The following is a 22854-nucleotide window of genomic DNA, read 5'->3' as shown; positions in this document are numbered from 1 at the left end:
TTTTGGGTCAGGCTGCGCTAATCTTCCCGGATTGGCCTTCGCGCTTAGGGATATCGACCATGCAATGGATGTTCATGTTGATCGGGCTGGTGCTCGGCTGGCTGCTCGACGAGTCGCTCAGTGATGCGCTGTTGGGCGCGCTGCTGGGGCTGGCGATCGGGCAGACGATCCGCATCACGCGGCTCGGCTCACAAATGGCTGAGCAACAGCAGCAATATGAACAGCTGAAGGAGGCTCTGCAGGGTGTCGCCCAGCGTCTGTTTCTGCTCGAAGGCTCACCGTCGCATGCGGTGCCACCGCCACCGCCACCGCCAACGGTGGAACCTGTCGCCGAGCCTGTCGTAGACCCCGTCGGCATCGTCGAACCGGCCCCTGCGCCGGAGCTGGTCTGGGAGCTGCCGCCCGACCTCGAACCGATTGCTGCCGTGGCCAATCAGGCCAGCCAACCCTTGCCGGCCGATGTCTGGAGCGCCGAACCGGCGCCGCGCGAGCCGCAACAGCCTGCCGCACCCCGTGGCCCCAACCTCATCGAACGCGGCATCAGTGCTGCGCGTAATTGGCTGTTTGGCGGCAACACCGTGCTGCGCGTTGGCGTGGTGTTGCTGTTTTTCGGTCTGGCGTTCCTGCTGCGCTACGCCACCGAAGGCATGGTCGTGCCGATCGAGTTGCGTTATGCCGGCGTGGCGGCGGCTGCGCTGGGCCTGCTTGCACTGGGTTGGTGGCTGCGCAAACGCAACAGCAATTACGCCTTGATGCTGCAAGGCACCGGGATCGCGGTGTTGTACCTGACGGTGTTTGCGGCGATGCGTTTGCATCCGCTGCTTGATCCATCTGCCGCGCTGGGCTTACTGGTGGCGGTGACGGTTTTCTCGGCAATTCTGGCGATCACCCAGGACTCGCTCGCGTTGGCGGCAGTGGCCGCATTGGGCGGATTCGCCGCACCAATCCTGACCTCGACCGGCGCCGGCAACCACGTCGCGCTGTTCAGTTATTTCGCGCTGCTCAACGCCGGCATTCTCACCATCGCCTGGTTCAAGGCCTGGCGCCTGCTCAACCTGATCGGCTTCGTCGGCACCTTCGGCATCGGTTTCGCCTGGGGCTTGCGCTCATATACGCCAGAGCTGTTGTGGAGCACCGAGCCGTTCCTGATTCTGTTCTTCCTGATGTACCTGGCTATCGGCCTGTTGTTTGCCCGGCGCAAGTTGCTCGACATGCCCGATGCCCCAGCGGACGGCGATCGCGAGGCGTTACTGCACTGGTCGGCGCGCAAGGGCGACTACGTCGACGGGACGATGCTGTTCGGTCCGCCTATCATCGGTTTCGGTTTGCAGTTCGCACTGGTACAGCATCTGGAATTTGCCGCCGCGTTCAGTGCGCTGGCACTCGGCATGATCTACATGGCGCTGGCCAAAGTGTTGATGGGTGGTCGCGCGGTGCTGCTGGGTGAAACCTGTCTGGCGCTCGGGGTGATTTTCGCCAGTCTGGCGATTCCGCTGGGGCTGGACGCTCGCTGGACGTCGGCGGCGTGGGCGGTGGAAGGTGCGGGGATTTTCTGGCTCGGCCTGCGTCAGCATCGACCGTTCGCGCGGGCCTTTGCGTTGCTGTTGCAACTGGGCTCGGCGTTGGTATTCCTCAGCCAATTGCGCGTCGGCGAAAGCAGTTTGCTCGACGGCGCTCCGCTGGGCGCGTTGATGCTCGGCATTGCGCTGCTATTCAGTTTCTATCAACTGCGCAAAGCTGCCCCGGAACAGGCATCGCCTTGGGAGCGCCAAGGCCTGCCAGTGCTGGCGTGCCTGGGCCTGACGTTCCTCTACTTGCTGGCGCCGTTGTTCTTCTTCATCCAGGGCACGGCGATCAGTTGGGCGCTGGCCGGGTTGGCGACGTTGTTTGTCGGCCTGCGGATTCAGTCGCGGACATTCCTGTTCACCGCGTTTGCCGTGCAGTTGTTGGGTGGCGCGTTGTTTCTGCTGCGTCTACAAGGTGCGGGGGAAGATTCCGCCGCAGTGTTCAGCGCTGGCTGGAGCGGTTTGCTCAGTGCTTCGCTGATCGGTCTGGCGTTGATCGCCGGCATGCTGTTGGCCGCTCGCGATGAAATGGTGCGCAGTGACGTGCGTCTGCTGCGCGGTCTGTCGGTGGTGCTGCTGGCCGGGTTGGTGCTGATCAATCTGGCGGTGTTGTTTGTGCTGCCGTGGCAAACGGCGAGCGCGGTGTGGGCGGCGAGTGGTTTGCTGATCATCTGGTTGAGCCTGTACCTCAAGCAGCGCGTGAGCTTTGTTTTCGGTCTGCTGTTGCAGGTGATTGGCGGCGCGGCGTTTTTACTGGCCGGTCCCGAGTTGCTTGGGCCGCTGTCCAGCGAAGGGCTGAGACCGCTGGCCCACGGCGGATTCTGGACGCCGCTGGTGCTGGGGCTGGCGGCAATGATCGGAGCGTGGCGCCTGCAGCTGGGCAATCACGCCTCGGCATTTGATGCGTTGAGTTTGCAGCGCTTGTCCGAAGTGTTGCTGGTGTGGGGCGCCGGTTGGTGGACGCTGGCGTGGGTCAGTGAAGTGCTGCGGTTTGCCTCGCCGAATCTGCAAGGCACGTTGCTGCTTTTGGTTGCCGCCGTCAGCGTGGCGTTGTGGACGTTGCTGTCGCTGCGCTTGAAATGGCCGGCACTGGGTCTGCTGTGCACTTTGTTGATTCCGGCTGCGGCACTGGTGCTGCTCGGGGCCTGGCATTCGCGTTATCACCCGGCGGCGGATTTCGGTTGGCTGGCGTGGGCGGCGGTATTCACCGTGCATTTCTTCAGTCTGCGACGCTTGGCGCCGATGTTGCCGGCGCGGGCCTTGAGTACGGCGCATGTGCTCGGCTGTTGGCTGCTGATCGGCGTGCTGGCGTTGGAATTGCGCTACGGCCTGCTGCTGTTGTCCGAGCAATACAACGCCTGGCGCTGGCTGGGCTGGGCGATTCTGCCAAGCGTTTATCTGTTGCTGGCAGCGGCCCCGCGCTCTTGGCCGTGGCCGGTCGCAGCGTTTGCTCGCGAATACCGCTTGTACGCTGCTGCGCCGTTGGCGGTGCTGATGCTCGCGTGGTTCTGGTTGGCCAATGGCATCAGCGATGGCAACGCCGAACCGCTGCCGTATGTGCCTTTACTCAACCCTTTGGAATTGGGCCTGCTGTTCGCGTTGTTCGGCGTTTACGTGTGGTCGCGCAGTGCGATTTCGCAATTGTCGATTCGTCAGGACTATGCCGATTACGCCACGCAACTGATCGCCGGGGTTTCGCTGTTCGCCTTCTGCACCGCGTTGGTCACTCGCGCCGCGCACCATTGGGCGGGGATTCCGTTTGAGCTGGATACGCTGCTCGCCTCGATGCTGGTGCAGGCTGGATTGTCGATTGTCTGGACGCTGATGGCGCTCGGTTTGATGATCGGCGGGCATCTGCGCCATCGCCGCGAAGTGTGGCTGATTGGCGCCGCGCTGATTGCGCTGGTGGTGGCCAAACTGATTTTTGTCGAACTGAGCAACCGTGGCGGCCTTGCCCGGATCGTCTCGTTTATCGGCGTCGGCGTGTTGCTGCTGGTGGTTGGCTATTTCGCGCCGCTGCCACCCAAACGCGTCGAGGCGGAACCGGCGGCGGACACACCGGCCGCGGTCACCGAAGGAGTTTCATCTTGAGTCGCATGCGAAATCTGGGTTGGTTGGCGTTGGGCGTGGTGATGGTGGCCGGCGCCCAGGAAAAGCCGGCGGACTTCGCCACGCAGGTGCCGCTGGCGGTCAGCGGCAACGGCCCGTGGTATCGCCTTGAACTGCCGCTGAGCGTGCAATTGCAGGCACGCCAGACCGATCTCAGCGACCTGCGCGTGTTCAACGCCGCCGGTGAACCACAGGCTTACGCCTTGGCGCGCGAGTCGGCGCAGACCCGCGACGACGGTAAGTTGCACGAGGTGAAATGGTTCCCGCTGTACACCGCCGCTGAAGCCAGCGAACGCGCGCCGAACGTGCGCGTGCAATCGACCACCAACGGCACACTGGTCGAAGTGCAACCGTCCAGCCAGTTGGAGGCGGGTGAAGAAGTGCTGCGCGGCTGGCTGCTCGATGCCAGCGCGATCAAGGCGCCGTTGCAGCAATTGATCCTCGACTGGACCAGCGAACGCGACGGCTTTCAGCGTTTCAGCATCGAAGCCAGCGACGACTTGCAGCACTGGCAGCCGTGGGGCGAAGGCCAGGTGGCGCGGCTGACCTTTTCCGATGAGCGCATCGAGCAGCACGAAGTGACGTTGCCGGGGCAATCGGCGCGTTATGTGCGGTTGCTGTGGGAGTCGCCGAATTCGGCACCGATCCTGACAGCGGCACAGCTGAAAAGCAGCGACCCGCGCGATCTACCGCTGCCATTGGTCTGGTCGCAGGCATTGGCCGGCAGCAGCACCAAGGCCGGGGAATACACCTGGCAGTTGCCGATGGGGCTCAACGTTGAGCGTGTGCAGGTGGAACTGAAGCAGCCAAACAGTCTGGCGCCAGTGATATTGGCGGGGCGACGTGAAAGCAGTCTGCCGTGGCAGGAACTGAGCAGCGGCTTGCTCTATCGCCTGACGCAGAACGGCCAGGACGTGGTGCAGAACGAATTGCAGCTCTACGGGCAGACCGTGCAGCAGTTGAAGCTGACGGTCGATGAACGCGGCGGTGGTCTGGGCGCGCAGGCACCGAGCGTGAAATATGCGGTGCGGGCGACGCAGGTGATTTTCCTCGCGCGGGGCGAGGGGCCGTACAGTCTGGCGTTGGGCAATGCGACGGTGAAGACGGGGAATCTGCCGTTGGCGACGCTGATTCCGGATTTCAAGCCGCAGAAGCTGGCGTCGTTGGGCAAGGCGTCGGTGCAGGGTGAAGCGGTTGGTACGCAGACATCGACGGCGACCACAGCGGCGGTGGCGCAGACCAATTGGAAGAAGATCGGGTTGTGGGCAGTGTTGTTGTTGAGTGTGGTGTTTTTGGGGGCTATGGCGTTTAGCTTGTTGCGCAAGCCGCCTGCCAATTCCTGAAAAGGCGGGTGCTGCGCACCCGATCGCGAGCAGGCTCACTCCTACAGGGGATCGCATTTCTTCAGTTGGAATACCGTCAACTGTAGGAGTGAGCCTGCTCGCGATAGCGTTTTCCCAAACAACAAAAATCCACAAACTGTCGCGCGCACCCTGCACCATCCGTCCCGAACCGGTCTACGCTAAATCCGCTACCTGAACTCTCCACCGACAATCACGTCTCATGCAGGCAATTACACCCCAACGCACGTTACCGGGCGTCTTCGCTCGCTACGTTTTCAGACTCCCTGTAAACTGCGCGGGTTTTTAGCCCCCCATTCCACCGGAGCCGTCCATGTCCCGCGTTACCCTGAGTCGCTATTTGATTGAGCAGACCCGCAGCAATAACACTCCTGCCGATCTGCGTTTCCTGATCGAAGTGGTGGCGCGTGCCTGCAAGGAGATCAACCACGCCGTGTCCAAAGGCGCCCTGGGTGGTGTTCTGGGCAGCATGGGCACCGAAAACGTGCAAGGCGAAGTGCAGAAGAAGCTCGACGTGATCTCCAACGAGATTCTGCTCGAAGCCAACGAATGGGGCGGTCATCTGGCCGGCATGGCGTCCGAAGAAATGGACAATGCCTACCAGATCCCGGGCAAATACCCGAAAGGCGCGTACCTGCTGGTATTCGACCCACTGGACGGTTCGTCGAACATCGACATCAACGCCCCGGTCGGCACCATCTTCTCGGTACTGCGTTGCCCGAACGAATACCTGAGCCAGAACGAGCCGCTGAACGAGAAAGCGTTCCTGCAGCCAGGCACCCAGCAAGTAGCCGCCGGTTACGCGATCTACGGTCCACAGACCATGCTGATCCTGACCTTGGGCGACGGCGTCAAAGGTTTCACCCTGGACCGTGAAATGGGCAGCTTCGTGCTGACTCACGAAAACATCACCATTCCTGAATCGACCCAGGAATTCGCCATCAACATGTCCAACCAGCGTCACTGGGAAGCCCCGGTACAACGTTACGTGGGCGAGCTGCTGGCCGGTGAAGAAGGTCCGCTGAAAAAGAACTACAACATGCGTTGGGTCGCGGCGATGGTTGCCGACGTACACCGCATCCTGACCCGTGGCGGTCTGTTCATGTACCCGCGCGACAGCCGTGAGCCATCCAAGCCAGGCAAACTGCGTCTGATGTACGAAGCCAACCCGATGTCGTTCCTCGTGGAACAAGCGGGCGGCGCGTCCACCGACGGTCATCAGCGCATTCTCGACATCCAGCCGGAAGGCCTGCACCAGCGCGTAGCGGTGTTCCTCGGCTCGAAAGAAGAAGTCGCACGCGCGACGGCCTACCACAAGGAATAAACCATGACCGCGCCCTGGCAGCCGTTGCTCGATTGGTGGTTCGGACATGCCGAATCACCGGACGACATTTCGGCTGACAAGGGCAAGTTGTGGTTCGGTAAGCGAGACAGCCAAGACCTCGAAGCGCAGACGCGTTTCGGGGTCTTTGTCGATCAGGCCCTGGCCGGCGAATTGACCGAGTGGACGCAACGTCCCGAAGGTTGGCTGGCGCTGGTGTTACTGCTCGATCAACTGCCGCGAATGATTTTTCGCGACACCCCCAAAGCATTTTCCGGTGATCTGCGCGCGCAGAAACTCGTCGCCCAAGGCATTGCGGCGGATTTTGATCGGCAGTTGAAACCGATCCAGCGAGTGTTCATTTATCTGGTGTTCGAACACTGCGAAAACCTCGCGGTGCAGAACGAGGCGGTTTCCCGATTTATCGAACTGGTGGCTGAACAGCCGGAAGCGCAGCGGGCGGTGTTTGCCGATAATCTGGATTATGCCGAACGGCATCAGAAAGTGATTGCGCGGTTTGGCCGGTTTCCGCATCGCAATGCGGTGTTGGGGCGGGAGTCTACGGTGGAGGAGTTGGTGTTTCTTTCCGAACCGGGTTCGCGGTTCTGATCCCAAAAAAGATCGCAGCCTACGGCAGCTCCTACAGTGAACTCGATCTATGTAGGAGCTGCCGCAGGCTGCGATCTTTTGATCCTTAAATGCGGAAACTACCGACCAACTGTTTCAGACGCGCCGCCTGCTGCTCCAGATCCGAGCACGCGCGCAACGTTGCCTGCAAGTTCTCCACACCTTCCTGATTCAGTGTGTTGATCTCGTTGATATCCACGTTGATCGACTCGACCACAGCGGTCTGCTCTTCGGTCGCAGTTGCCACCGACTGGTTCATCCCGTCAATCTCGCCGATACGCTGAGTCACGCTGCCCAGACGCTCGCCGGCCTGGTTGGCGATGCCGACGCTGCTTTCGCTCTCGCGCTGGCTCTCGGTCATGATGCTGACCGCCTGACGCGCGCCGACTTGCAGCTCTTCAATCATCTTCTGCACTTGCTGCGCCGAATCCTGGGTGCGGTGCGCGAGGTTGCGTACCTCATCGGCAACCACGGCAAAACCACGACCGGCCTCACCGGCACGCGCCGCTTCGATCGCGGCGTTGAGCGCGAGCAAATTGGTCTGCTGGGAAATGCTGGTGATCACTTCGAGAATCTGGCCGATGTTCACCGTGTTGCTGTTCAGGGTTTCGATGTTGCCGCACGAATCGCTGATCTTCGCCGACAGCTGCTGCATGGCCTGAATGGTTTTATCCACCACCTGCTGACCGTCGACCGCGAGGCTGCGCGCATCGCTCGAATGCTGCGAAGCGAGGGCGGCGTTCTGGGCGATTTCCTGAGCGGCGGCGCCGAGCTGGTTGATCGCGGCAGCGACGCTGTTGGTACGGCTGGATTGCTGGTCGGAGTTGTACATCGACGAGTTCGATGCCGCGACCACGCGCAGGGCGACTTCGTTGACCTGGCCGGTGGCCGAGGATACTTCGCGAATCGAGGTGTGAATACGTTCGACGAAACGGTTGAACGAGGTGCCCAGCGCGCCGAATTCATCGTTGCCGTGAATCACCAGGCGTTTGGTCAGGTCGCCTTCACCTTCGGCGATGTCGTGCATGGCGCGGCCCATGGTCAGCAGCGGTTGCATCAACACGCGGATGAGCATGCCAAGCAGGGCGATGATGATCACCACCGCGATGATCATCGCGATCAGCGCCGAGGTGCGGAATTCGCTGAGCATGGCGAACGCGGTGTCTTTGTCCAGCACCAGCGCCACGTACCAGTCGGCCGACGGCACGCCGTTGACGCGGGTGAAGGAGATCAACTGAGTCTTGCCGTCGAACTCGACTTCTTTCAGGCCCGGGCTGACTTTCGGCGCACCGTTCGGGTAGGCCTCGGCGAGGGTTTTTAGTACCAGTTTGCTGTCCGGGTGGATCAGGATCTTGCCATCGGCACTGACGATGAAGGCATGGCCATGGCCGCCGAAGTTCAGCGAGTTGATGATCGCGCTGACGCTGGTCAGGTCGATGTCGGCACCGGCGACGCCGAGCATCTGGCCCTGACGTTGTACCGGAGTGGCGACGGTGATCACCAGTTTGCCCGAGGACGCGGCGATGTACGGTTCGGTGACGATGGTCTGTTGCGCGCTGTTGGCGGCTTTGTACCAGCCGCGTGCGCGTGGATCGTAATCCGGTGCGCGGTTGCCGGCCGGTACCGAGAACATCACGCCGTCGGCACCGCCGAAATAGCTGAGCTGGAAATTGCCGGTGTAGGCGGGCAGGTCGATGATGCGCTTCAGGCTGGCCGGGGCATTGCCGTCGACAGCCACTTGCTGCGACAGCGATTGCAGCAATTGAATGCGGCTTTCCAGCCAGGTCTGGATGTTGCTGGTAGTCAGGCTGCCCAGTTCCTGCATCGACGCTTCGGTACTGCTGCTCAGGGCTTCGCGCTGTCGATAGTCGTTGAAGAAAATGAAACAGGCGAACGCAACGGCCACCACGAGGGCGGCCGCCAACAAGATCTTGTGGCTGAATTTCATGTTTCTGGTCATCGAATGAGCTACCGCGAAGGGGCTGGTCAAGAAAGGGCGGCAATTTGCCACACTCGGGGGCTTTGCGCTGCTCTTATTTCGACCGCGGCGCGCCAAAGATTAGGCGTCTTTTGCGAAATGCGACGAAATGCTCAATAGCCCTACAAAGTGTCTGATTTATCGGCAAAAGCCGGACGGGCGGGCTAATAAATAGCCGTCCGGCCACGGAACCAGATGAGGGTTTTCTCTTCTAAGCTTCTGGTTGGCACCATGCCATCCCCCCTCGTTCCAGGAGTTACACCATGTCGTTGCGATCTATCGCCCTTCTGACGTTTTGCGTGCTGTTGGCCGCATGCAGCAAGGTCAATCAGGAAAACTACTCGAAGCTCTCGGCCGGCATGGCCAAGGCCGAAGTCGAGACACTGCTCGGCAAACCGACTGATTGCTCGGGCGCGCTCGGCATGTCCAGTTGCACCTGGGGCGACAAGAACAGCTTTATCAGCGTGCAGTACGCCGGTGACAAAGTGCTGATGTTTTCCGGCCAAGGCCTGAAGTAAACCGGGGCTTCGCGCCCACGGAGAAGAAAAATGAAGCGGTTATTGCTGATCCTTTTTGCCGGCCTGGTACTGGCCGGCTGCGCCACTTCCGGCGTCGACCCGTTGGCGCCGAAAACCGTCAACAGCGTCAATCTCAAGCGCTATCAGGGCACATGGTACGAGCTGGCGCGTTTGCCGATGTATTTCCAGCGCAATTGCGCGCAATCCGAAGCCCATTACACCCTCAAGCCTGACGGCAATGTCGCGGTGCTCAATCGCTGCCTGACCCCGCAATGGCAGTGGGAAGAAGTGAAGGGCACGGCGTCTCCACAGGTGCCGGGCAAGACCGACAAGCTTTGGGTCGAATTCGATACCTGGTTCTCACGCCTGATTCCGGGTGTGGCGAAAGGCGAATACTGGGTGCTGTACGTCAGCGATGACTACAAGACCGCCATCGTCGGCGACCCGAGTCGCAAGTACATGTGGTTGCTGTCGCGCACGCCGACCGTCAACGGTGTGGTGCGCGAGGAGCTGTTGAGCAAGGCGCGTCAGCAGGGCTATGACACCACGCGACTGATCTGGCGAGCGTCGGATCGGCAGATGGCCAAGACTTCAAATTAAGAGCGAAAAGATCGCAGCCTCCGGCAGCTCCTACATGGGAAAGTGTTCACCCTGTAGGAGCTGCCGAAGGCTGCGATCTTTTGCTTTTCTAGCCGAGGAGGTCGCGCAAGACTTGGGTGAACGCGCGGGCGCTGTCTTCTTCGCCAGCATGGCGACCATCGCGCACCACCCACTGGCCATTGACTAGCACATCGCGCACCTGCCGATCGCCACCGGCAAACAACCAGCGATTCAAAATCCCGTCGCCATTGGCCGTCGCCAGATACGGATCGTTGCCATCGAGCACAATCCAGTCGGCACGTTTGCCAACCTCCAGCGCACCAATCGGCTGCCCCAACGCCTGCGCACCACCATCCAGCGCCGCGTCATAGAGCGTGCGCCCGACCATCGGCTGTTCCGCGCCATACAAACGATTACGCCGCTGATCACGCAGACGCTGGCCGTATTCCAGCCAGCGCAATTCCTCCACCACACTGAGCGACACATGGCTGTCGGAACCAATACCCATGCGTCCACCCTGCGCGAGAAAATCCACCGCCGGGAAAATCCCGTCGCCCAGGTTCGCTTCAGTGGTCAGGCACAGCCCGGCAATGGCGTGACTCTTGGCCATCAGCGTGACTTCTTCCGGATTGGCATGGGTCGCATGAACCAGGCACCAGCGCTGATCGACTTCGGTGTTCTCGTAAAGCCATTGCAGAGGACGCCGACCGCTCCAGCTCAGGCAGTCATCGACTTCTTTCTGCTGTTCGGCGATGTGGATGTGAATCGGGCATTGCTTGTCGCTGGCCACCAATACTTCGCTGATTTGCTGCGGCGTCACCGCGCGCAACGAGTGGAAACACAGGCCCAGCGATTGCGCCTTTTGCTGCGCCAACATTGGCTGCAAGCGTGACTGCAGATTCAGGTAGTTTTCGGTGCTGTTGATGAAGCGACGCTGGCCATCGTTGGGCGTCTGGCCACCGAAACCGGAGTGGCTGTAGAGCACCGGCAGCAGTGTCAGTCCGATGCCGCTTTCGCTTGCGGCCTGACTGATGCGCAACGCCAGCTCAGCCGGATCGGCATAAGGCTGGCCATTGCTGTCGTGGTGCACGTAATGAAATTCGGCGACAGAGGTGTAACCGGCCTTGAGCATTTCGATGTACAGCTGACGGGCGATCACGCCGAGCTGATCCGGGCTGATTTTTCCGACGAGGCGATACATCAGATCGCGCCAGGTCCAGAAACTGTCGTTCGGATTGCCGGCCACTTCAGCCAGTCCGGCCATCGCACGCTGGAAGGCGTGGGAGTGCAGATTGGGCATCCCCGGCAGCAACGGCCCGCTCAGTCGTTCGGCGCCATCTGCGGTGGAATCGGCCTGGATTTGGGTCAGCAGGCCCTCGGCGCTGACCTCAAGACGTACATTGTTGGCCCATCCGTTAGGCAGCAGTGCGCGTTCGGCAAAGAAGGCGGACATGGTTCAGCACCCCATCGTGTGTTATTTGTATATACATATACAGACGTTTGCCTGCCCGGTAAACTCCGGCAAGCTAGCCACTTTCATCCAAAGAACAGGGATCAACCGTGCCGACTCCGCCTCCAGTCTCCCCGTTGGCCGCGAACATGGGCGACAGTCCGGCGCCCTTGTACGCCCGCGTCAAACAGATGATCACCCAGCAGATCGACAGCGGAAACTGGCCGCCGCACTACCGCGTGCCGTCCGAAAGCGAGTTGGTCAATCAACTCGGTTTCAGCCGCATGACCATCAACCGCGCGCTGCGCGAGATGACCGCCGACGGTCTGTTGGTGCGCATGCAAGGCGTCGGCACGTTTGTCGCCGAACCGAAGAGCCAGTCCGCGTTGTTCGAAGTGCACAACATCGCCGACGAAATCGCTTCCCGTGGCCATCGCCACACCTGCCAGGTGATCACCCTCGAAGAAGAGGCCGCCGGTTCCGAGCGCGCACTGGCGCTGGACATGCGTGAAGGGCAGAAGGTGTTCCACTCGTTGATCGTGCATTACGAAAACGACATTCCAGTGCAAATCGAAGACCGTTTCGTCAACGCGCTGGTCGCCCCGGAATACCTCAAGCAGGACTTCACCCTGCAAACGCCTTACGCCTATCTCAATCAGGTCGCACCGCTGACCGAAGGTGAGCACGTGGTTGAAGCGATCCTCGCCGAATCCTCCGAGTGCAAGTTGTTGCAGATCGAGAAGGGCGAGCCGTGCTTGCTGATTCGTCGCCGCACGTGGTCGGGGCGTCAACCGGTGACCGCTGCACGATTGATTCACCCGGGTTCTCGTCATCGTCTGGAAGGACGCTTTCATAAATGAGTGAAGTGAAGGTTTTACGCGCGGAAGGCTACCCGCGCATGCCGTGGAAAAACGGCGGCGGCAGCACTGAGGAAATAACCCGTGATGCCGGTGCCGGGCTGGATGGTTTCGGCTGGCGCCTGTCGATTGCCGACATCGCCGAGTCCGGTGGTTTTTCGACCTTCGCCGGTTATCAGCGGGTGATCACCGTATTGCAGGGTGATGGCATGACCCTGTGCGTCGACGGCGACGATACGCGGCCGCTGTTACCGCTCGACCCGTTTGCCTTCAGCGGTGAAAGCCAGGTGTCGTGCACGCTGCTCGGTGGCGCGATTCGCGACTTCAACCTGATCTACGCGCCACAGCGTTACAGCGCGCGGTTGCAGTGGCTGGACGGTGACCAGCGATTCTTCAGCTCGGCGGGGACGGTGTTGGTGTTCAGTGTCAGTGAGTTGCTGGAAGTGCAGGTCGGTGACACTGCGTCGCAACTCGGTCGCCATGATTGCCTGCAACTGGACGGTAACAGTGGCCTGATCGAAATATCCACCAATGCCCCTTGCTGCGTAATCGAACTCCTCCAAAACTGAACACAACCCCCTGTGGCGAGGGGATTTATCCCCGATGGGCTGCGCAGCAGCCCCACTTCTTCTTAATTGTAAATGGGGCCGCTTCGCGACCCATCGGGGATAAATCCCCTCACCACAACAGCCATCCCACTCCTGTTCCCCAATGCGCACCAACTTGTTACCGAACGCCCCAGCGTGGCGCAAAACCTCGCTTTCGAAAAAATCCCCAATCCCTTCCATCAATACCCTCGAAATATTTCATCCACGCCTGAACCCTTGATTCAGGCGCTCTCCAGCCCTGTCCGCATTTTTTCTTGAACACCCCACCAGCAAGTTGGCCGCTTGATTGCATATGCTTGTATGTACAAGTAAAGACGTATGCGTATGAGTCGTTCGAGACTCTCCGCAGCGTCCACTGATTCGCTTGTCGCGCAGCGAAGCGCGCAGGCTGCTTGCCCACTGCCAGGGTTGGTTTGAATTGATCGCTGAGGAGTCTCTTTCGTGACTGATAACAAAATGACTAAGTTTCGCGACGTCGAAATCCGTGCCGCCCGCGGCAACAAGCTGACCGCCAAGAGCTGGCTGACCGAAGCGCCGCTGCGCATGCTGATGAACAACCTCGACCCGGAAGTCGCCGAGAACCCGAAAGAGTTGGTGGTTTACGGTGGTATTGGTCGCGCTGCGCGTAACTGGGAGTGCTACGACAAAATCGTCGAAAGCCTGACCAACCTGAATGACGACGAGACCCTGCTGGTGCAATCCGGCAAGCCGGTCGGCGTGTTCAAGACCCACAGCAACGCCCCGCGCGTACTGATCGCCAACTCCAACCTCGTCCCGCACTGGGCGAGCTGGGAGCACTTCAACGAACTCGACGCCAAAGGCCTGGCCATGTATGGCCAGATGACCGCCGGCAGCTGGATCTACATCGGCAGCCAGGGCATCGTTCAAGGCACCTACGAAACCTTCGTTGAAGCCGGTCGCCAGCACTACAACGACAACCTCACCGGCAAGTGGGTGTTGACCGCCGGTTTGGGTGGCATGGGCGGCGCACAACCGCTGGCGGCAACCCTGGCCGGCGCGTGCTCGCTGAACATCGAATGCCAACAAGTGAGCATCGATTTCCGCCTGAAAAGCCGCTACGTCGACGAGCAAGCCAAAGACCTCGACGACGCTCTGGCACGCATCGACAAGTACACCAAAGAAGGCAAAGCGATCTCCATCGCGCTGCTGGGTAACGCTGCAGAAATCCTGCCGGAACTGGTCAAGCGTGGCGTGCGCCCGGACATGGTCACCGACCAGACCAGCGCCCACGACCCGCTCAACGGTTACCTGCCTGCCGGCTGGACCTGGGACGAATACCGCGCCCGCGCCAAGACCGAGCCGGCCGCCGTAATCAAAGCCGCCAAGCAGTCGATGGCCGTGCACGTCAAAGCCATGCTGGAATTTCAGAAGCAAGGCATTCCGACCTTCGACTACGGCAACAACATCCGTCAGATGGCACAGGAAGAGGGCGTCGAAAACGCATTCGACTTCCCGGGCTTCGTACCGGCTTACATCCGTCCGCTGTTCTGCCGTGGCATCGGCCCGTTCCGTTGGGCGGCGCTGTCCGGCGATCCGCAAGACATCTACAAAACCGACGCCAAGGTCAAAGAGCTGATCCCCGACGACGCGCACCTGCACAACTGGCTGGACATGGCCCGCGAGCGCATCAGCTTCCAGGGTTTGCCGGCACGTATCTGCTGGGTCGGTCTGGGCCTGCGCGCCAAGCTTGGTCTGGCCTTCAACGAGATGGTCCGCAGCGGTGAATTGTCCGCACCAATCGTGATCGGTCGCGACCACCTCGACTCCGGCTCGGTGGCCAGTCCGAACCGTGAAACCGAATCGATGCAGGATGGTTCCGACGCCGTCTCCGACTGGCCATTGCTCAACGCTCTGCTGAACACCGCGAGCGGCGCGACCTGGGTTTCCCTGCACCACGGCGGCGGCGTCGGCATGGGCTTCTCGCAGCACTCGGGCATGGTGATTGTCTGCGACGGTACGGACGAAGCGGCCGAGCGCATTGCGCGCGTACTGCACAACGACCCGGCCACTGGCGTTATGCGTCACGCCGATGCCGGTTACCAGATCGCCATCGACTGCGCCAAGGAAAAGGGCCTGAACCTGCCGATGATTACCGGCAAATAAATGCAAAAGCCCTGTAGGAGCTGCCGCAGGCTGCGATCTTTTGATGTTGGTTTTTCAAGATCAAAAGATCGCAGCCTGCGGCAGCTCCTACAGAGAATCTAACAATCCACAGAGGTTGAATCATGGCTGTCAACACCGATCGTGCAAGCAACAAACCGTTGATCGAAAGGCGTTCGATTGACTACATCCCGGAAGCGGAAAGACACGGTCGTCTGTTCAGCCAATTCACCCTGTGGATGGGCGCCAACCTGCAAATCACTGCGATTGTCACCGGGGCTTTGGCCGTGGTGCTCGGTGGTGATGTGTTCTGGTCGCTGATCGGTCTGTTGATCGGGCAATTGCTCGGCGGTGGCGTGATGGCGCTGCACGCCGCGCAAGGGCCGAAACTCGGTCTGCCGCAGATGATCTCCAGCCGTGTGCAGTTCGGCGTGTATGGCGCGGCGATTCCAATCGTGTTGGTGTGCCTGATGTACCTGGGTTTCACCGCGACCGGTACCGTGCTTTCCGGTCAGGCGCTGGGCCAGTTGTTTAATGTCAGCGACAGCGTCGGCATCCTGATTTTCGCCAGCGTGATCGTGGTGGTCACGGTGCTCGGTTACCGAGTGATCCACTGGATCGGCCGTGTCGCCAGTGTCATTGGCGTGATCGCTTTCGTCTTCCTGTTCTGGCGTCTGATGAGCCAGACCGACGTTGGCGCACTCCTGCAAATCCGTCATTTCAGCTGGAGCAGCTTCCTGCTCGCGGTGTCGCTCGCGGCCTCCTGGCAGATCGCGTTTGGCCCATACGTGGCTGACTATTCCCGTTACCTGCCGAGCAATACCTCGGCGGTCAAAACCTTCTTCGCCGCCGGTGCCGGTTCAGTGGTCGGCGCGCAGGTGGCGATGATCCTCGGCGTGTTCGCGGCGGCTTCGGCCAACGGCCAGTTCGCCGGTCACGAAGTTGCCTACATCGTCGGTCTGGGCGGCACCGGTGCTACCGCTGCGCTGCTGTACTTCAGCATCGCATTCGGCAAGGTGACCATCTCGACGCTGAACTCCTACGGCAGCTTCATGTGCATCGCGACCATCATCAGTGGTTTCAAAGGTCACCTGACCGTTACGCGTATGCAGCGTCTGGTGTTCGTGCTGGTGATCGTTGGCGCAGCGACGCTGATTGCGCTGCTCGGTCAGCACTCGTTCCTTGGTGCGTTCAAGTCTTTCATCCTGTTCCTGCTCGCCTTCTTCACCCCGTGGAGCGCGATCAACCTGGTCGACTACTACTGCATCACCCGTGAGCGCTACGACGTGCCGGCGCTGGCCGATCCGAACGGTCGCTACGGTCGCTGGAATTTGCTCGGCATCAGCGTCTACGTGTTCGGTGTGCTGGTGCAGTTGCCGTTCATCTCCACCAAGTTCTACACCGGCCCGCTGGTGGCGGCCCTCGGTGATGTGGATATCTCCTGGATCATCGGCCTGGTGCTGCCGGCCGTCGTCTACTACGTGTGCGCAAAAAAATGGCACAGCGCGGTGCCCGATCAACTGATTCTGCCGGTCGAGCAGAACAGCGTTGTACAACCTAAAACAAGCGGGGCCGGTCGCGCTGCGGCGCAGGCCTGATTGGACGTGGACAGGGCTGGATGCCTCTTGACTGCCGTAAGCCAATTCATGATTAGGAGCGTCACAACAATGAAATCGAACAAGACCCTGCTGACCACATTGCTGTCCATGGGCCTGCTGGCCAGTGCCGGCGCGACTCAAGCCGCCGGCTGGTGCGAATCGGGCAAACCGGTGAAATTCGCCGGGCTGAACTGGGAAAGCGGCATGCTCCTGACCGACGTCCTGCAAGTGGTGCTGGAGAAAGGCTACGACTGCAAGACCGACAGTTTGCCGGGCAACTCCATCACCATGGAAAACGCCCTGAGCAGCAACGATATTCAAGTGTTCGCCGAAGAGTGGGTCGGCCGCAGCGAGGTCTGGAACAAGGCCGAGAAGGCCGGCAAGGTCGTCGGTGTCGGCGCACCTGTGGTGGGCGCTGTCGAAGGCTGGTACGTGCCGCGCTACGTGATCGAAGGCGACGCCAAGCGCAAGCTGGAACCGAAAGCCCCGGACTTGAAAAATATCGCTGACCTGGGCAAATACGCCGCCGTGTTCAAAGACGCCGAAGAGCCTTCCAAGGGCCGTTTCTACAACTGCCCGGCCGGCTGGACCTGCGAGCTGGATAACAGCGAAATGCTCAAAAGCTACGGCCTCGAAAGCAGCTATACCAACTTCCGCCCGGGCACCGGGCCGGCGCTGGATGCGGCGGTGCTGTCGAGCTACAAGCGTGGCGAGCCGATCCTGTTCTACTACTGGTCGCCAACCCCGCTGATGGGCCAGGTTGACCTGGTCAAACTCGAAGAAAAACCCGGCGTCGACAAGTCTGTGAGCATCAAGGTCGGCCTGTCCAAGACCTTCCACGACGAAGCCCCGGAACTGGTCGCCGTGCTGGAAAAGGTCAACCTGCCGATCGACCTGCTGAACCAGAACCTGGGACGCATGGCCAAGGAACGTATCGAATCGCCGAAACTGGCGAAAATCTTCCTCAAGGAACATCCTGAGGTCTGGCATGCGTGGGTCAGTGACGACGCTGCCAAGAAAATCGACGCGGCGCTGTAGGTCGATACCTCCCGGCCAACCGCGAGGCAGGCCGGGAGATATGCCGTAAACGCTTGATTGAGATTTCTGATTGAGAGCCGCTTATGTTTCCCGAGAGCTTTACCTTTTCCATCGCCGACTGGGTCAACGGTTGGGTCGATTCGCTGGTCACCAATTACGGTGATGTGTTCCGCCACATCTCCGACACCCTGCTGTGGGCCATCGTCAACCTTGAAGGCATGCTGCGCGCAGCGCCGTGGTGGCTGATGCTGGCGATCGTCGGTGTGATCGCCTGGCACGCCACGCGCAAAGTGGTGACCACTGCGGTCATCGTCGGTTTGTTGTTCCTCGTCGGCGCGGTCGGCCTGTGGGACAAACTCATGCAAACGCTGGCGCTGATGATGGTCGCGACGATCATTTCGGTGCTGATCGGCATTCCGCTGGGGATTCTCTCGGCACGCAGCAATCGCCTGCGTTCGGTGCTGATGCCGCTGCTCGACATCATGCAAACCATGCCGAGTTTCGTGTACCTGATTCCGGTGCTGATGCTGTTCGGTCTGGGCAAGGTGCCGGCGATTTTTGCCACCGTGATTTATGCCGCGCCACCGCTGATTCGCCTGACTGATCTGGGCATCCGCCAAGTTGACGGCGAAGTGATGGAAGCGATCAACGCGTTCGGCGCCAACCGCTGGCAGCAACTGTTCGGTGTGCAATTGCCACTGGCCCTGCCGAGCATCATGGCCGGGATCAACCAGACCACCATGATGGCCCTGTCGATGGTAGTGATCGCTTCGATGATCGGCGCCCGTGGCCTGGGTGAAGATGTGTTGGTGGGGATTCAGACCCTCAACGTTGGACGTGGCCTTGAGGCCGGTCTGGCGATCGTGATTCTCGCAGTGGTCATCGACCGCATTACTCAGGCGTACGGTCGGCCACGGCATGAGGTGAGCAAATGAGCAACGCAACCGTGAGCAAGATCGAGGTCAAAAACGTCTTCAAGATTTTCGGCAACCGCGCCAAGGATGCACTGGCGATGGTCGGCCAGGGCAAGACCAAGGATCAGGTACTGAGCGAAACCGGTTGCGTGGTCGGCGTGAACGACCTGTCGCTGAGCATCGGCACCGGCGAGATCTTCGTGATCATGGGCCTGTCCGGCTCCGGCAAGTCGACGTTGGTGCGTCACTTCAATCGGCTGATCGACCCCACCAGCGGCGCGATCCTCGTCGACGGTGTGGACATCCTGCAATACGACATGGACGCCCTGCGCGAGTTTCGCCGGCACAAGATCAGCATGGTGTTCCAGAGCTTCGGCCTGTTGCCGCACAAGAGCGTACTCGACAACGTCGCCTACGGCCTGAAGGTGCGCGGCGAGAGCAAGCAAATGTGCGCGGAACGTGCGCTGCACTGGATCAACACCGTGGGCCTGAAGGGCTACGAAAACAAATACCCGCACCAGCTCTCCGGCGGCATGCGTCAGCGTGTTGGTCTGGCCCGCGCCTTGGCGGCGGACACCGACATCATCTTGATGGACGAAGCGTTCAGTGCGCTGGATCCGCTGATCCGCGCCGAGATGCAGGATCAGTTGCTGGAGCTGCAAAAGACTTTGCACAAGACCATCGTCTTTATCACTCACGATCTTGATGAGGCGGTGCGTATCGGCAACCGCATTGCGATTCTCAAGGATGGGAAGTTGATTCAGGTCGGCACGCCACGCGAGATTCTGCATTCGCCGGCGGATGAGTACGTTGACCGATTCGTTCAGCGGCGTGCTGCGGTGGTTTAGAGAGATTTGTGTTGGCTGGGCTGGCCTCATCGCGAGCAGGCTCACTCCTACAGTTGGAATGCGTACCCCTGTAGGAGTGAGCCTGCTCGCGATAGCGTCGGTGATGCTGCATCAATGTTCGAATGAGGTTAATGATGTCCCAGGCTGAAAAAATCGTTATCACCGGCAGCCCCTTGCGTTGGCAGGACGTGGTCGCCGTCGCCCGTCACGGCGCGCATCTCGAATTGTCGAGCGACACCTGGGCGCGCATCGAAAACGCCCAGGCCATCGTCCAGCGCGTCGTCGCCAGCGGTGAGCGTGCCTATGGTGTCAACACCGGCCTGGGTGGTTTGTCCAATGTTTCGCTTAAAGACCAACAACTCAGCCAGCTCTCGCGCAACACCTTGCTCAGCCATGCCTGCGGCGTCGGCCCGGTACTCGCCGACGAGCAGACCCGCGCGATCATCTGCGCCGCCATTCACAACTACAGCCACGGCAAATCCGGGCTGCATCGCCGGGTCGTCGAAGGGCTGCTGGCGCTGCTCAATCGTGGCATCACCCCGCAAGTGCCGTCGCAAGGCTCGGTCGGTTACCTGACGCACATGGCGCACATTGGCATCACGCTGCTCGGCGTCGGCAACGTCAGCTATCGCGGGCAGATTATCTCCGCACAACAAGCATTGGCCGAAGAGGGCCTGCAACCGGTGCAGCTCGGCGCAAAAGACGGCTTGTGCCTGGTCAACGGCACGCCGTGCATGACCGGCCTCAGCTGTCTGGCGATTGCCGATGCCACGCGTCTGGTGCAATGGGCCGATGTCATCGGCGCAATGAGTTTTGAAGCCCAGCGCGGCCAGATCGACGCCTTCGATGCCGAGATCATCGCGTTGAAACCGCACCCGGGCATGCAGCAGGTCGGAATCAATTTGCGCGCATTGCTCGATGGCAGTGAAGTGATTGCGTCGAGCAAAGGCATTCGCACTCAGGATGCGCTGAGTATCCGCTCGATCCCGCAGGTACACGGTGCCGCGCGCGATCAACTCGATCATGCGATCAAACAGGTCGAAGCCGAACTCAATGGCTGCACCGATAACCCGCTGTTGCTGGGTACGCCGGACAACTTCCGGGTGATGTCGCAAGCCAACCCGCACGGCCAATCGGTGGCGATGGCGGCCGATTTGCTGGCGATTGCCATGGCCGAAATCGGCTCGATTGCCGAGCGTCGACTCGATCGTCTGGTCAACCCGCACGTCAGCGGTCTGCCGGCGTTTCTGGTGGCCAATCCGGGAGTGAACTCGGGGATGATGATCGTCCAGTACGTCGCCGCGTCGCTGTGTGCGGAAAACCGTCAATTGGCGCAACCGGCGGTGCTCGACAACTACATCACTTCGGGTCTGCAGGAAGACCACTTGAGCATGGGCACTAACGCCGCGCTGAAGCTGCATCGCGCCCTGGAAAACTGCACGCAGATCCTCGCCATCGAATACCTGCTGGCGGCGCAGGCGTTTGAATTCCTCAAGGAACAATGCTTCGGCGCGGGCACCGATATCGCTTGGCGACTGCTGCGCGAAAAAGTCCCCGCCTACGATCAGGATCGCTGGCTGGCGCCGGATATCGCCGCCGCTGCGAGCGTGTTGAAAGCGCCGAATCTGCTGCACAACGTTTTACCGAATTTGCACTGAAAAATACCCACGCCAGCGTGCCAAGGCGCGACTCCCCAAAAGGCGAGACGCGACGGACAACGGACATCTCCGGAGCGTCTGGCGAGTTAATAACAAACTCTCAAAAGGAGCACAAAATGACTGCGCTGAACCTGATTCCCGGCCAACTGAGCCTGGCCCAACTGCGTGACGTCTACCAGAACCCGGTTAAGCTGACGCTCGACAACAGCGCATCGCAGCAGATCGAAGCCAGCGTCGCTTGCGTTGAACAGATCCTCGCCGAGAACCGCACCGCCTACGGCATCAACACCGGTTTCGGCCTGCTGGCCTCGACGCGCATTGCCAGCGAAGACCTGGAAAACCTGCAGCGCTCGCTGGTGTTGTCCCACGCTGCCGGTGTTGGCGTGCCGATCAGCGATGAGCTGGTGCGTTTGATCATGGTGCTCAAGGTCAACAGCCTCAGCCGTGGCTTTTCCGGTATCCGTCGCGTGGTGATTGATGCGCTGATCGCGCTGATCAATGCCGAGGTCTATCCGCACATTCCGCTGAAAGGTTCGGTGGGCGCGTCGGGCGACTTGGCGCCGTTGGCGCATATGTCGCTGGTGCTGCTGGGCGAGGGCAAGGCGCGCTACAAGGGTGAGTGGATGGAGGCTGTTGAAGCGCTGAAAGTCGCCGGCCTGACGCCGCTGACTTTAGCGGCTAAAGAAGGTCTGGCGCTGCTCAACGGCACGCAGGTTTCCACCGCGTTTGCATTGCGTGGTCTGTTTGAAGGTGAAGACCTTTTTGCCGGTGCTTTGGCGCTGGGCGGCCTTACCGTTGAAGCTGTACTGGGTTCGCGCTCGCCGTTCGACGCACGCATTCACGCCGCGCGTGGCCAGAAAGGTCAGATCGACGCCGCTGCGGCTTACCGTGATCTGCTCGGTGAGCGTAGCGAAGTGTCCGATTCGCACCAGAACTGCGAGAAGGTGCAGGACCCTTACTCGCTGCGCTGCCAGCCGCAAGTCATGGGCGCTTGCCTGACCCAGTTCCGTCAGGCTGCTGAAGTGCTCGCGGTTGAAGCCAACGCCGTTTCTGATAACCCGCTGGTCTTCGCCGCTGAGGGCGACGTGATTTCCGGCGGTAACTTCCACGCCGAACCGGTGGCCATGGCTGCTGACAACATGGCGTTGGCCATCGCCGAAATCGGTTCGCTGAGCGAACGCCGCATCTCGCTGATGATGGACAAGCACATGTCGCAGCTGCCGCCGTTCCTGGTGGCCAATGGCGGCGTGAACTCCGGCTTCATGATTGCGCAGGTGACGGCAGCGGCGTTGGCCAGCGAGAACAAAGCGCTGTCCCATCCGCATTCGGTGGACAGTCTGCCGACTTCGGCCAACCAGGAAGACCACGTTTCCATGGCGCCTGCGGCCGGCAAACGTCTGTGGGAAATGGCCGAAAACACCCGTGGGATTCTTGCGGTGGAATGGCTGGCGGCGGTGCAGGGTCTGGATCTGCGTAACGGCCTGAAGACTTCGGCGAAGCTCGAACAAGCGCGGGCGATTTTGCGTGAGGAAGTGCCGTTCTACGAGAAGGACCGCTTCTTTGCGCCGGACATCAATGCGGCGACTGAGTTGTTGGCTTCGCGCTGCCTGACCGATCTGGTTCCGGCGAAGCTTTTGCCTAGCCTTTAACCCACCCACTGATCGTTCCCACGCTCCGCGTGGG

17 protein-coding genes and 1 pseudogene are annotated in these 22854 nt (G+C 60.6%); 15 read left to right on the top strand and 3 right to left on the bottom strand.

Annotation, left to right across the window (positions count from 1 at the left end; translation table 11 throughout):
• Positions 1 to 59 precede the first annotated feature (59 nt).
• From ACZZ0B_RS24345 to ACZZ0B_RS24330, 4 genes are all read left to right on the top strand, one after another.
• The gene (locus ACZZ0B_RS24345) at positions 60 to 3656 is read left to right on the top strand and encodes a DUF2339 domain-containing protein (RefSeq protein ID WP_463546416.1); all 3597 of its coding nucleotides are present in this window, start codon (positions 60 to 62) and stop codon (positions 3654 to 3656) included.
• Positions 3653 to 5017 carry a DUF3999 domain-containing protein gene (locus ACZZ0B_RS24340; RefSeq protein ID WP_463546415.1) on the top strand — a complete coding sequence of 455 codons (1365 nt, stop codon included), beginning with the start codon at positions 3653 to 3655 and terminating at the stop codon, positions 5015 to 5017. The genes ACZZ0B_RS24345 and ACZZ0B_RS24340 overlap by 4 nt, the downstream gene beginning before the upstream one ends.
• A 331-nt stretch (positions 5018 to 5348) precedes the next feature.
• Complete coding sequence (locus ACZZ0B_RS24335; RefSeq protein ID WP_008080580.1) at positions 5349 to 6359, top strand: class 1 fructose-bisphosphatase; 1011 nt, start codon at positions 5349 to 5351, stop codon at positions 6357 to 6359.
• Positions 6360 to 6362: 3 nt separating this feature from the next.
• Complete coding sequence (locus tag ACZZ0B_RS24330; RefSeq protein WP_426618621.1) at positions 6363 to 6965, top strand: DUF924 family protein; 603 nt, start codon at positions 6363 to 6365, stop codon at positions 6963 to 6965.
• 85 nt (positions 6966 to 7050) lie between these two features.
• On the opposite strand, the gene ACZZ0B_RS24325 is transcribed toward ACZZ0B_RS24330, so the two are convergent.
• Both ACZZ0B_RS24325 and ACZZ0B_RS24320 read right to left on the bottom strand, forming a co-directional pair.
• Positions 7051 to 7815, bottom strand: a complete 765-nt coding sequence (locus ACZZ0B_RS24325; protein ID WP_371748298.1) for a methyl-accepting chemotaxis protein — start codon at positions 7813 to 7815, stop codon at positions 7051 to 7053.
• Between the two features lie 93 nt (positions 7816 to 7908).
• A pseudogene (locus ACZZ0B_RS24320) lies at positions 7909 to 8931 on the bottom strand (HAMP domain-containing protein); the annotation flags it as partial.
• A gap of 293 nt (positions 8932 to 9224) precedes the next feature.
• On the opposite strand from ACZZ0B_RS24320, the gene ACZZ0B_RS24315 reads away from it, so the two are divergent.
• The gene (locus ACZZ0B_RS24315; RefSeq protein WP_003220802.1) at positions 9225 to 9479 is read left to right on the top strand and encodes a hypothetical protein; all 255 of its coding nucleotides are present in this window, start codon (positions 9225 to 9227) and stop codon (positions 9477 to 9479) included.
• 30 nt (positions 9480 to 9509) lie between these two features.
• The gene (locus tag ACZZ0B_RS24310) at positions 9510 to 10079 is read left to right on the top strand and encodes a lipocalin family protein (protein WP_008080588.1); all 570 of its coding nucleotides are present in this window, start codon (positions 9510 to 9512) and stop codon (positions 10077 to 10079) included.
• 88 nt (positions 10080 to 10167) lie between these two features.
• On the opposite strand, the gene ACZZ0B_RS24305 is transcribed toward ACZZ0B_RS24310, so the two are convergent.
• A complete protein-coding gene (locus ACZZ0B_RS24305) occupies positions 10168 to 11532 on the bottom strand; it encodes a formimidoylglutamate deiminase (protein WP_463546414.1) in 1365 nt (454 codons plus the stop codon).
• Between the two features lie 146 nt (positions 11533 to 11678).
• On the opposite strand from ACZZ0B_RS24305, the gene hutC reads away from it, so the two are divergent.
• The 9 genes from hutC (at position 11679) to hutH (ACZZ0B_RS24260) (ending at position 22820) form a co-directional block, all read left to right on the top strand.
• The gene (hutC, locus tag ACZZ0B_RS24300; protein WP_162130175.1) at positions 11679 to 12389 is read left to right on the top strand and encodes a histidine utilization repressor; all 711 of its coding nucleotides are present in this window, start codon (positions 11679 to 11681) and stop codon (positions 12387 to 12389) included.
• Complete coding sequence (locus ACZZ0B_RS24295) at positions 12386 to 12955, top strand: HutD/Ves family protein (RefSeq protein WP_463546413.1); 570 nt, start codon at positions 12386 to 12388, stop codon at positions 12953 to 12955. Before hutC ends, ACZZ0B_RS24295 begins: the two co-directional genes overlap by 4 nt.
• A 495-nt stretch (positions 12956 to 13450) precedes the next feature.
• Positions 13451 to 15118 (top strand): urocanate hydratase, encoded by a 1668-nt coding sequence (gene hutU / locus ACZZ0B_RS24290; RefSeq protein ID WP_463546412.1) that lies wholly within the window; start codon positions 13451 to 13453, stop codon positions 15116 to 15118.
• 122 nt (positions 15119 to 15240) lie between these two features.
• Complete coding sequence (locus tag ACZZ0B_RS24285) at positions 15241 to 16713, top strand: purine-cytosine permease family protein (protein ID WP_159811600.1); 1473 nt, start codon at positions 15241 to 15243, stop codon at positions 16711 to 16713.
• A 69-nt stretch (positions 16714 to 16782) separates the two neighbouring features.
• The gene (locus ACZZ0B_RS24280; RefSeq protein ID WP_440094836.1) at positions 16783 to 17751 is read left to right on the top strand and encodes an ABC transporter substrate-binding protein; all 969 of its coding nucleotides are present in this window, start codon (positions 16783 to 16785) and stop codon (positions 17749 to 17751) included.
• Between the two features lie 83 nt (positions 17752 to 17834).
• Positions 17835 to 18686: an ABC transporter permease gene (locus ACZZ0B_RS24275; protein ID WP_008080600.1), complete on the top strand. Its 852-nt coding sequence runs from the start codon at positions 17835 to 17837 to the stop codon at positions 18684 to 18686.
• The gene (locus ACZZ0B_RS24270; RefSeq protein WP_008080602.1) at positions 18683 to 19513 is read left to right on the top strand and encodes a quaternary amine ABC transporter ATP-binding protein; all 831 of its coding nucleotides are present in this window, start codon (positions 18683 to 18685) and stop codon (positions 19511 to 19513) included. The genes ACZZ0B_RS24275 and ACZZ0B_RS24270 overlap by 4 nt, the downstream gene beginning before the upstream one ends.
• Positions 19514 to 19647: 134 nt before the next feature.
• Complete coding sequence (gene hutH, locus ACZZ0B_RS24265) at positions 19648 to 21171, top strand: histidine ammonia-lyase (RefSeq protein ID WP_463546411.1); 1524 nt, start codon at positions 19648 to 19650, stop codon at positions 21169 to 21171.
• Between the two features lie 116 nt (positions 21172 to 21287).
• Positions 21288 to 22820, top strand: coding sequence for a histidine ammonia-lyase (gene hutH, locus ACZZ0B_RS24260; protein ID WP_463546410.1), 1533 nt, complete (start codon positions 21288 to 21290; stop codon positions 22818 to 22820).
• The last annotated feature ends 34 nt before the right edge of the window (positions 22821 to 22854 follow it).

Source organism: Pseudomonas sp. AC247 (assembly GCF_979258015.1).
This window is presented reverse-complemented; position numbering and strand designations above follow the sequence as displayed.

Coding starts and splice junctions, on each gene's coding strand:
- ACZZ0B_RS24345 (WP_463546416.1), top strand. CDS start 60: ATGCAATGGATGTTCATGTTGATCGGGCTGGTGCTCGGCTGGCTGCTC.
- ACZZ0B_RS24335 (WP_008080580.1), top strand. CDS start 5,349: ATGTCCCGCGTTACCCTGAGTCGCTATTTGATTGAGCAGACCCGCAGC.
- ACZZ0B_RS24330 (WP_426618621.1), top strand. CDS start 6,363: ATGACCGCGCCCTGGCAGCCGTTGCTCGATTGGTGGTTCGGACATGCC.
- ACZZ0B_RS24325 (WP_371748298.1), bottom strand. CDS start 7,815: ATGTACAACTCCGACCAGCAATCCAGCCGTACCAACAGCGTCGCTGCC.
- ACZZ0B_RS24315 (WP_003220802.1), top strand. CDS start 9,225: ATGTCGTTGCGATCTATCGCCCTTCTGACGTTTTGCGTGCTGTTGGCC.
- ACZZ0B_RS24310 (WP_008080588.1), top strand. CDS start 9,510: ATGAAGCGGTTATTGCTGATCCTTTTTGCCGGCCTGGTACTGGCCGGC.
- ACZZ0B_RS24305 (WP_463546414.1), bottom strand. CDS start 11,532: ATGTCCGCCTTCTTTGCCGAACGCGCACTGCTGCCTAACGGATGGGCC.
- hutC (WP_162130175.1), top strand. CDS start 11,679: ATGGGCGACAGTCCGGCGCCCTTGTACGCCCGCGTCAAACAGATGATC.
- ACZZ0B_RS24295 (WP_463546413.1), top strand. CDS start 12,386: ATGAGTGAAGTGAAGGTTTTACGCGCGGAAGGCTACCCGCGCATGCCG.
- hutU (WP_463546412.1), top strand. CDS start 13,451: ATGACTAAGTTTCGCGACGTCGAAATCCGTGCCGCCCGCGGCAACAAG.
- ACZZ0B_RS24285 (WP_159811600.1), top strand. CDS start 15,241: ATGGCTGTCAACACCGATCGTGCAAGCAACAAACCGTTGATCGAAAGG.
- ACZZ0B_RS24280 (WP_440094836.1), top strand. CDS start 16,783: ATGAAATCGAACAAGACCCTGCTGACCACATTGCTGTCCATGGGCCTG.
- ACZZ0B_RS24275 (WP_008080600.1), top strand. CDS start 17,835: ATGTTTCCCGAGAGCTTTACCTTTTCCATCGCCGACTGGGTCAACGGT.
- ACZZ0B_RS24270 (WP_008080602.1), top strand. CDS start 18,683: ATGAGCAACGCAACCGTGAGCAAGATCGAGGTCAAAAACGTCTTCAAG.
- hutH (WP_463546411.1), top strand. CDS start 19,648: ATGTCCCAGGCTGAAAAAATCGTTATCACCGGCAGCCCCTTGCGTTGG.
- hutH (WP_463546410.1), top strand. CDS start 21,288: ATGACTGCGCTGAACCTGATTCCCGGCCAACTGAGCCTGGCCCAACTG.